The sequence below is a fragment of the Mycobacterium sp. UM_11 genome (assembly GCF_001414075.1).
Classification (GTDB): domain Bacteria; phylum Actinomycetota; class Actinomycetes; order Mycobacteriales; family Mycobacteriaceae; genus Mycobacterium.
Genome location: NZ_LATC01000266.1, coordinates 1 through 332, shown reverse-complemented (window position 1 = coordinate 332; position 332 = coordinate 1). Strand labels below are relative to the sequence as shown.

General features: G+C 67.8%; 1 pseudogene. It reads left to right on the top strand.

The features are described 5' to 3' along the window. Positions 1 to 332, top strand: a pseudogene (locus WU80_RS24955) (condensation domain-containing protein); the annotation flags it as partial.

Genomic DNA, 332 nt, shown 5'->3' with positions numbered 1-332 from the left:
TCGTGGCGGATCCTGGTGGAGGACTTCAACATCGCCTGGGCCCAGCACCACAGCGGCCAATCGATCACCCTGCCCACCGGTGGCACCTCATTCCAGCGCTGGGCCGCGCTTCTCGAAGAACACGCCCGGACGCCCGAGGTCATACAGCAGGCCGACACGTGGCGGCAACTGGCGGCTCCGGCCGCCCTGCCACCTCCGCAAGCCGGGGATACCTATACCGCCGCTGGACATTTGACGACCGCGCTGGACGCCGACATGACGCGGCGTCTGCTTACCGAGGTGCCCGCGGCGTTTCACACCGGGGTGCAGGAGGTCTTGCTGATCGCCTACGC